Annotated in this window: 18 protein-coding genes; all 18 read left to right on the top strand. The window is 35.5% G+C overall.

What is annotated here, in order from left to right:
* Positions 1-98, top strand: a 98-nt coding sequence (locus LN736_RS10845) for an EF-Tu C-terminal domain-related protein (protein ID WP_407647149.1), incomplete at its 5' end; no start/stop codon positions are given.
* 326 nt (positions 99-424) lie between these two features.
* On the top strand, positions 425-736 hold the full coding sequence (rpsJ, locus tag LN736_RS10840) for a 30S ribosomal protein S10 (protein ID WP_434735232.1): 312 nt from the start codon (positions 425-427) through the stop codon (positions 734-736).
* Positions 737-805: 69 nt separating this feature from the next.
* The gene (gene rplC, locus LN736_RS10835; RefSeq protein ID WP_150355426.1) at positions 806-1,435 is read left to right on the top strand and encodes a 50S ribosomal protein L3; all 630 of its coding nucleotides are present in this window, start codon (positions 806-808) and stop codon (positions 1,433-1,435) included.
* A gap of 24 nt (positions 1,436-1,459) precedes the next feature.
* Positions 1,460-2,080 (top strand): 50S ribosomal protein L4, encoded by a 621-nt coding sequence (gene rplD / locus LN736_RS10830; RefSeq protein WP_150355425.1) that lies wholly within the window; start codon positions 1,460-1,462, stop codon positions 2,078-2,080.
* On the top strand, positions 2,080-2,379 hold the full coding sequence (gene rplW / locus LN736_RS10825) for a 50S ribosomal protein L23 (protein ID WP_150355424.1): 300 nt from the start codon (positions 2,080-2,082) through the stop codon (positions 2,377-2,379). Before rplD ends, rplW begins: the two co-directional genes overlap by 1 nt.
* Before the next feature lie 67 nt (positions 2,380-2,446).
* The gene (gene rplB, locus LN736_RS10820) at positions 2,447-3,280 is read left to right on the top strand and encodes a 50S ribosomal protein L2 (RefSeq protein WP_229981522.1); all 834 of its coding nucleotides are present in this window, start codon (positions 2,447-2,449) and stop codon (positions 3,278-3,280) included.
* A 104-nt stretch (positions 3,281-3,384) separates the two neighbouring features.
* On the top strand, positions 3,385-3,687 hold the full coding sequence (rpsS, locus tag LN736_RS10815) for a 30S ribosomal protein S19 (RefSeq protein ID WP_150355422.1): 303 nt from the start codon (positions 3,385-3,387) through the stop codon (positions 3,685-3,687).
* A gap of 26 nt (positions 3,688-3,713) precedes the next feature.
* On the top strand, positions 3,714-4,049 hold the full coding sequence (gene rplV / locus LN736_RS10810) for a 50S ribosomal protein L22 (protein WP_150355421.1): 336 nt from the start codon (positions 3,714-3,716) through the stop codon (positions 4,047-4,049).
* Positions 4,050-4,064: 15 nt separating this feature from the next.
* Complete coding sequence (gene rpsC, locus LN736_RS10805) at positions 4,065-4,736, top strand: 30S ribosomal protein S3 (protein WP_150355420.1); 672 nt, start codon at positions 4,065-4,067, stop codon at positions 4,734-4,736.
* 17 nt (positions 4,737-4,753) lie between these two features.
* Positions 4,754-5,197: a 50S ribosomal protein L16 gene (rplP, locus tag LN736_RS10800; protein WP_150355419.1), complete on the top strand. Its 444-nt coding sequence runs from the start codon at positions 4,754-4,756 to the stop codon at positions 5,195-5,197.
* Positions 5,187-5,399 (top strand): 50S ribosomal protein L29, encoded by a 213-nt coding sequence (gene rpmC, locus LN736_RS10795; RefSeq protein ID WP_150355418.1) that lies wholly within the window; start codon positions 5,187-5,189, stop codon positions 5,397-5,399. The genes rplP and rpmC overlap by 11 nt, the downstream gene beginning before the upstream one ends.
* A gap of 20 nt (positions 5,400-5,419) precedes the next feature.
* Positions 5,420-5,674 carry a 30S ribosomal protein S17 gene (gene rpsQ, locus LN736_RS10790; protein ID WP_150355417.1) on the top strand — a complete coding sequence of 85 codons (255 nt, stop codon included), beginning with the start codon at positions 5,420-5,422 and terminating at the stop codon, positions 5,672-5,674.
* A gap of 26 nt (positions 5,675-5,700) precedes the next feature.
* Entirely contained in the window at positions 5,701-6,069 is a 369-nt protein-coding gene (rplN, locus tag LN736_RS10785) for a 50S ribosomal protein L14 (protein WP_150355416.1), read from the top strand.
* 17 nt (positions 6,070-6,086) lie between these two features.
* Positions 6,087-6,404 carry a 50S ribosomal protein L24 gene (gene rplX / locus LN736_RS10780; RefSeq protein WP_150355415.1) on the top strand — a complete coding sequence of 106 codons (318 nt, stop codon included), beginning with the start codon at positions 6,087-6,089 and terminating at the stop codon, positions 6,402-6,404.
* A gap of 22 nt (positions 6,405-6,426) precedes the next feature.
* A complete protein-coding gene (gene rplE, locus LN736_RS10775) occupies positions 6,427-6,972 on the top strand; it encodes a 50S ribosomal protein L5 (protein WP_150355414.1) in 546 nt (181 codons plus the stop codon).
* A gap of 12 nt (positions 6,973-6,984) precedes the next feature.
* The gene (locus LN736_RS10770) at positions 6,985-7,170 is read left to right on the top strand and encodes a type Z 30S ribosomal protein S14 (protein WP_150355413.1); all 186 of its coding nucleotides are present in this window, start codon (positions 6,985-6,987) and stop codon (positions 7,168-7,170) included.
* Positions 7,171-7,203: 33 nt separating this feature from the next.
* Complete coding sequence (gene rpsH, locus LN736_RS10765) at positions 7,204-7,602, top strand: 30S ribosomal protein S8 (protein ID WP_229981521.1); 399 nt, start codon at positions 7,204-7,206, stop codon at positions 7,600-7,602.
* A gap of 100 nt (positions 7,603-7,702) precedes the next feature.
* Positions 7,703-8,245, top strand: coding sequence for a 50S ribosomal protein L6 (gene rplF, locus LN736_RS10760; RefSeq protein ID WP_150355411.1), 543 nt, complete (start codon positions 7,703-7,705; stop codon positions 8,243-8,245).
* Positions 8,246-8,253: the final 8 nt, after the last annotated feature.

The following is an 8,253-nucleotide window of genomic DNA, read 5'->3' as shown; positions in this document are numbered from 1 at the left end:
TCATAACACCGGTAGCAATGCATGAAGGGTTGAGGTTTGCAATAAGAGAAGGCGGAAGAACAGTTGGTTCTGGTGTCGTAACTAAAATAGTTGAGTAATAGGTGTAAATTACTGTAGTTTTTTAACAAAGAAGGAAAGGGTATATAAATGCCCTTCCCTTCTTTATAAATTTTATATTTGTCACTTGTCAGAAATAGAAATTTATTGTATAATTAAGTGGTTGTGATGTTATAACAGCGATGAAGCAAGAGGTTGCCGGACTTCCGGGTAATTCTTGATTGAGTATGCCATGGTCTTGAACCAGGTGACGGTGCTTTTGTAAAAGGTCACTTTGCGTAAATTAAATGAAACGCCTGGTACAGTTTACAGAATGTGTCCGCTGTTGTACGTAAGGAGCATAGCGTGCATGAAAAGGAGGGAAATAATAATGGCAAAACAGAAAATAAGAATAAGATTGAAGGCTTTTGATCATACCATATTGGATCAATCATCTGAGAGAATAGTGGAAACTGCTAAATCCACGGGAGCAAAGGTAGCGGGACCAGTACCACTGCCGACTGAAAAAGATGTAGTTACAATCTTAAGGGCTCCACATAAATATAAGGATTCAAGAGAACAGTTTGAGATAAGGACTCACAAAAGGCTTATAGATATAATAAGTCCATCACCTAAAACTGTTGATGCTTTGATGAGATTGGACTTACCGGCGGGCGTAGATATAGAGATTAAATTATAAATTAAGAATTATTACTGACTATTATGACCGTTTATGCGATCCGCTAATACGTTTAGGAGGTGTATTTAAATGAAGAAGGCTATACTGGGTAAAAAACTCGGAATGACCCAGATATTTGATGAAAGTGGGAAGGTAATTCCTGTTACAGTTATTGAAGCAGGTCCTTGTGTAGTTGTTCAGAAAAAAACAGTAGAAAAAGATGGATATAATGCTATACAGGTGGGATTTAATGATATAAGAGAAAAGCTTGTTAACAAACCGTTAAGGGGTCATTTTGCTAAAGCAGGTGTTCCGCTAAAAAGATTTATAAAAGAGTTTAAAGTTGATGATGCAGACAAATATGAAACCGGACAGGAAATAAAGGTAGATGTATTTGTTGAAGGTGATAAGGTAGATGTGTCAGGAGTTTCAAAAGGTAAGGGATTTCAGGGTACTATAAGAAGATGGAATGCTCAAAGGGGGCCAATGTCACATGGTTCAAAATTTCATAGGGCTGTTGGTTCGATGGGAGCTTCGTCTGATCCATCTAGAACTTTTAAAAATATGAAAATGCCGGGACATATGGGCAATAAAAATGTCACGGTATTAAATTTACAAGTTGCGAAAGTTATTCCTGAAAAAAATGTTATTTTAATAAAAGGTGGAATACCAGGGCCTAATAAAAGTTTTGTAATGATAAGAAATACTGTTAAGGCTTGATTTTAATAGAAAGGAGGATGCAGAATGCCTAATGTAGGATTATTTAATAAAGAAGGACAAAAAATTGGAGAATTTGAATTATCAGATAATGTATTTGGAACTAGAGTGAATCAATATGCTCTCCATCAAGTAGTGGTAGCACAACTTGCAAATAAGAGACAGGGAACACAGTCAGCGAAAACTAGAGCTGAAGTTTCTGGCGGTGGAATTAAACCTTGGAGACAAAAAGGAACTGGTAGAGCAAGGCAGGGATCTATAAGAGCTCCTCAGTGGATTCACGGTGGTATAGTTTTTGCAGTGAAGCCAAGGGATTATAGAATTTCAGTTCCAAAATCAGTTAGAAAAGTAGCTATGAAATCAGCTTTATCCAGTAAGGTTGAAGAGAACGAAATGGTAGTCCTGGATAATTTGGAGATAGATGTTCCAAAAACAAAGGAAATAGTAAAATTGTTGAATGTATTTGACGCAAAAAAAACATTGATTGTTACAGTTGAATCAAATCAAAATGTATACAGATCAGCGAGAAATATACCAGGAGTATCAGTTATTCCTGTTAATAATTTAAACGTGTATGATATATTAAAATTTGACAAACTTATGATAACTAAGGATGCTGTATCAAAGATTGAGGAGGTGTATGCATAATGAAATATACTAATTATGATATCATAAAAAGACCTGTTATAACAGAAAAAAGCATGGGCTGCATGAATGATAAAAAATATACCTTTATAGTTGATATACATGCCAATAAATTAATGATAAAAAAGGCTGTAGAAGATGTATTTGATGTGACTGTTGAAACTGTAAATACAGCAAGATATGTGGGAAAGAAAAAAAGAGTTGGTGTTCATATTGGAAAACGACCTGATTATAAGAAGGCCATTGTTAAACTTACAGAAGACAGTAAGACTATAGAATTTTTTGAAGGAATGCAGCAGTAAATAAAGCAATGAATGAAGCAGTTATTGGAGAAATCCAGATAAGCGAAAAAAGGGAGGGAATACCGTTATGGCAATTAAAGGATTTAAGCCTACCACACCTTCAAGAAGACATATGACAGTAAATGCATTTGAGGAGATAACTACAGATATGCCAGAGAAATCACTTCTAGTGGCTTTAAAGAGAAGCGGTGGTAGAAATGCTTACGGTAAAATAACAGTTCGCCATATAGGTGGCGGTACAAAACAAAAATATAGAGTAATAGATTTTAAAAGGAATAAGGATGGAATACCAGCGAAGGTAGCTACAATAGAATATGATCCTAATAGATCAGCATTTATAGCTCTTGTAGCCTATGTGGACGGAGAAAAAAGATACATAATAGCTCCAGTGGGTTTAAAGGTTGGAGATATAATAGTATCTGGATCGGATGCGGATATAAAGATTGGAAATTGTCTTCCACTCTCAAATATACCTGTTGGTACGATAATTCACAACGTAGAATTACAAGTTGGGAAAGGAGCACAGCTTGTAAGATCTGCAGGTGCCTCTGCACAACTTATGGCTAAGGAAGGCAAGTATGCTACATTGAGACTTCCAAGCGGTGAGATGAGACATGTAAGAATAGAATGTAGAGCGACTATAGGAACAGTTTCCAATTTAACTCATGAGATAGTCAACATAGGTAAGGCAGGAAGAAAAAGACATATGGGAATAAGGCCAACAGTCAGAGGTTCTGTAATGAATCCTAATGACCATCCACATGGTGGTGGTGAAGGTAAAGCACCAGTAGGACACCCAGGACCACTTACTCCTTGGGGGAAACCTGCTCTTGGATTTAAAACCAGAAAGCATAATAAATATTCAGATAAACTTATGGTAAAAGGGAGAAATAGTAAATAGTTTGAAGAGAATGTACATTCTCTTCACTGGTTTAATTTATTGCTTATTTTAATATAAAAATAGTTTCATAATTAGTTATATATTTTATGAAGGGAGGCTAAAAAGTGAGTAGATCAGTTAAAAAGGGACCTTATGTACAGGAATCACTTTTAAAGAAGATAAATGAGTTAAATAAAAATGGTGAAAAAAAGGTTATAAAGACATGGTCGAGAAGTTCAACGATATTTCCTCAGATGATAGGCCATACTATAGCAGTGCATGATGGAAGGAAACATGTCCCAGTGTATATATCAGAAGATATGGTTGGACATAAATTAGGGGAATTTGCATTAACCAGAACATACAGAGGACACTCTGCTGAAAAAGTTGATAAGACTGAAAAGACAACTAGTGTTGCTCAACAATAGGGGACTAGGAAGGAGGTAGTGTACAAATGGAAGCTAAGGCTATAGCTAGATACGTAAGAATGTCCTCAATGAAAGTAGGAATTGTACTTGATTTAATTAGAGGAAAAAATGTAAATGAGGCTTTTGCCATATTGAAATATACTCCAAAAGATGGAGCGGTAGTGGTCAATAAGCTTTTGAAATCGGCAGTTGCAAATGCAGAGAATAATTTGGATTTAGATAAGGATAATTTGTATATTTCAGAAGCGTATGCCTGCGAGGGTCCAACGTTAAAGAGATTTCAAGCACATGCTCAGGGAAGAGCATTTAGAATAAATAAAAGAAGCAGTCACATAACTTTAATAGTTAAGGAAAGAGAGTAAAAAGGAGGGAACTAGATGGGACAGAAAGTACATCCACATGGCTTAAGAGTTGGTGTAATTAAAGACTGGGATGCTAAATGGTATGCAGATAAAAAAAATTTTGCAGATAATCTGATTGAAGATAATAAAATTAGGACATTTGTAAAGAAAAAAACTGCTGTAGCTGGAGTTTCAAAAATTCAGATTGAAAGAGCAGCTAAAAGAGTTAAATTAAATATATTTACAGCTAAACCTGGAATGATAATAGGTAAAGGCGGTCAAGGGATTGAAGCTTTAAAATCTCAGCTTCAGAAAATAGTTGAAGGTAAAACTATATTGATAAATATAGTTGAAGTAAAAGTTGCAGAAGCTGATGCCCAGCTTATGGCAGAAAATGTAGCACTACAGCTGGAAAAGAGAATATCTTTTAGAAGAGCTATGAAGCAAACTATACAGAGATCAATGAAATCTGGTGTTAAGGGAGTCAAAATTACATGTTCCGGTAGGCTTGGGGGAGCTGAAATTGCAAGAGCTGAATCCTACCATGATGGAACAATTCCGCTTCAGACATTAAGAGCTGATATAGATTATGGATTTGCAGAGGCAGATACAACATATGGGAAAATTGGTGTAAAAGTATGGGTATATAAAGGAGAGATACTTCCAACTAAAAAATCTGTTGAGGATAAGAAAAAAGCTAATGCATAGGAAGGAGGAATAGGATTATGTTAATGCCTAAAAGGGTTAAGCATCGTAAAGTGCAGCGTGGTAGAATGAAAGGCAAAGCTACAAGGGGCAACTTTATAGCATATGGTGATTATGCTATACAGGCTACAGAATGTGCGTGGATAACTGCTAGCCAAATAGAAGCAGCCAGAGTAGCTATAAATAGATATATAAAAAGAGGAGGAAAACTTTGGATAAAGATTTTCCCAGATAAGCCAATTACTCAAAAACCTGCTGAGACACGTATGGGTTCTGGTAAAGGAGCACCGGAATATTGGGTGGCAGTTGTTAAGCCAGGCAGAGTATTGTTTGAATTGTCAGGTGTATCTGAAGAAATAGCAAGAGAAGCAATGAGACTTGCATCACATAAATTGCCTATAAAAACTAAGTTCGTCACAAGAAAAGATTTTGAAGAAGTGGGTGGTGAAAGCAATGAAGGCTAGAGAATTGAAAGAATTGAGAGAAAACAGTCCTCAAGATTTACAAGCTAAGGTACTGGATCTTAAATCTGAATTGTTTAATTTGAGATTTCAATTAGCTACAGGCCAGCTGGAAAATCCCATGAGGATAAAGGAAGTTAAAAAGTCTATAGCCCAAATTAAAACCATTCTCAGAGAAGAAGAACTAAGATCGTTAGAACAGTAGGCTGAAAGGAGGTTTATTCTGTGGAAAGAGGATATAGAAAGACAAGAGTAGGAAGAGTTATTTCCGATAAAATGGATAAGACTATAGTAGTTGCAGTTGAGACAAAAGTTCGTCATCCGTTATATGGTAAAACAGTCAACAGAACTACTAAATTTAAGGCTCATGATGAAAAAAATGAAGCTAAAAATAATGATAGAGTATTGATAATGGAAACAAGACCTTTATCTAAAGATAAAAGATGGAGACTTGTAGAAATAGTGGAAAAGGCTAAATAGTAGAATAGCTGAAAGGAGGGTTTTCAATGATTCAACAACAGACATTATTGAAAGTTGCAGATAATTCCGGTGCTAAGGAAATTATGTGTGTAAGAGTTTTAGGCGGCTCCAATAGAAAATGGGGAAATATCGGCGATATAATAGTTGCCAGTGTTAAAAATGCAACACCAGGCGGTGTTGTTAAAAAAGGAGAAATTGTGAGGGCTGTTATTGTGAGATCTGTGAGAGGACTTAGAAGAACAGACGGTTCATATATAAAATTTGATGAAAATGCTGCTGTTATAATAAAAGATGATAAGCAGCCAAGAGGGACTCGTATATTCGGACCAGTTGCAAGAGAGCTAAGGGATAAAGATTTTACGAAAATATTATCGTTAGCGCCTGAAGTTTTATAGATGAGGAGGTGGCTATAATGGCAAAAGTGCATGTTAGAAAAAAGGATACGGTTATGGTAATATCAGGTAAAGACAAAGGAAAGACAGGAGAAGTTCTGTCAGTGATGCCTAAAGTGGGAAAAGTTATTGTCAAGGGTGTCAATATAGTTTCAAAACATCAAAAACCAAATAAGCAGAATATGGAAGGTGGTATAATTCATAAAGAAGCTCCCATATACAGCTCTAAGGTTATGTTGTACTGTGACAAGTGTAAAAATGTGACTAGAATAAGTCATAAAATATTGGAAGATGGAACAAAGGTAAGAGTATGTAAAAAGTGCGGAGAAACATTCTAATCTTTGAAAGGAGGGCAAAAATATGAGTTCGAGATTACAGGAAAAATATAAAAAAGAAGTAGCTCCTGCTTTAATGGAGAAGTTTAAATATACCAATGTTATGCAAGTACCAAGACTTGAAAAAGTGGTTATTAATATGGGTGTAGGAGAAGCCAAAGACAATCCGAAAGTCTTAGAATCAGCAGTAAATGATCTTGCTATAATTACGGGTCAAAAGCCAGTATTGACTAGAGCGAAGAAATCCATAGCAAATTTTAAGATAAGAGAAAATATGCCTATAGGATGTAAAGTTACTTTGAGGAAGCAGTATATGTATGAGTTTGCAGATAAATTAATAAATGTTGCACTGCCTAGAGTTAGAGATTTTTCGGGAGTTTCGGATAAATCTTTTGATGGCAGAGGAAATTATTCATTGGGAATTAAAGAACAGTTAATATTTCCTGAGATAGAGTATGATAAAATAGATAAAGTAAGGGGCATGGATGTAGTCTTTGTTACTACGGCTAATACTGATGAAGAAGCAAGGGAATTACTTAAATTCCTCGGGATGCCATTTGCTCAAAGATAAGGAGGGAAAAATATGGCACGTAAAGCTTTAATAGAGAAATGGAAGAAACAACCTAAGTATGCAACTAGAGCCTATACAAGATGCAGAATATGTGGTAGGCCCCATGCAGTACTTAAGAAATATGGTATATGTCGTATATGTTTTAGAGAATTGGCATATAAGGGTGAAATACCTGGATGTAGAAAAGCAAGTTGGTAAAATGTTAGTTATTGATGAAAGGAGGCACAATAAATGGTAATGACTGATCCTATAGCAGATTTACTTACACGTATAAGAAATGCAAATGTTGTTAGGCATGAGGTGGTAGAAGTACCTTCTTCAGTTATTAAGAGGGAAATATTGAATATAATGCTTCAAGAAGGATATATAAAGGATATAGAGGAATATGCGGATGGTTCTGTTAATATGATAAGATTTTCCATGAAATATGGTAAAAATAAAGAGAGAGTTATAACTGGACTCAAGAGGATATCTAAACCAGGGTTAAGAGTTTATTGCAGAAAGGAAGAAATCCCTAAAGTGTTAAATGGTCTTGGAATTGCAGTGATATCCACTTCCCGAGGGATTGTTACTGATAAAGAAGCAAGAAAATTAGGTGTGGGCGGAGAAGTACTATGCTACATATGGTAGTTCATTTTAATGTGAGATAAGATTTATGTGGAATATAAAAAGAGTAGCAACGATCGACGATAGTTGTTACCAACCTATGAGTAATACAGGAGGTGTAATGATGTCAAGAATAGGAAGGCTTCCAATAGCTGTTCCAAGTGGTGTCACCGTTACAGTAACGCCAGATAACGTTGTTACTGTAAAAGGGCCTAAGGGCCAGCTTGTTAAAGCTATGAGAAAAGACATAAATATAACTTTGGAAGACAATACAGTAATATGTAAGAGAAATGATGATGAAAAACAAACTAAAGCTCTGCATGGACTTACAAGAGCATTGATAAATAATATGATTATTGGCGTAACTGAGGGATATTCAAAAACGCTGGAATTAGTAGGTGTTGGATATAGAGCTCAATTACAGGGTAAAAAATTAGTTCTACATTTAGGATATTCCCATCCAGTTGAAATAGAATCAATTGAAGGCATAACTTTTGAGACACCGGCTGCTACAAAAATTGTAGTTAAAGGTATTGACAAGGAATTAGTAGGGTATGTTTCGGCAAATATAAGATCATGGAGAAAACCTGAGCCTTATAAAGGAAAAGGTATTAAATATGAAGATGAAGTTATAAGGCGTAAAGAAGGGAAAACTGGTAAGAAGTAGTAGAAAGG

It is taken from the genome of Clostridium aromativorans, assembly GCF_020908015.1.
GTDB classification, from domain to species: Bacteria; Bacillota; Clostridia; order Clostridiales; family Clostridiaceae; genus Clostridium_B; species Clostridium_B aromativorans.
Note: the sequence above shows the minus strand (reverse complement) of the source record. Positions and strands in the feature narration are given on the sequence as shown.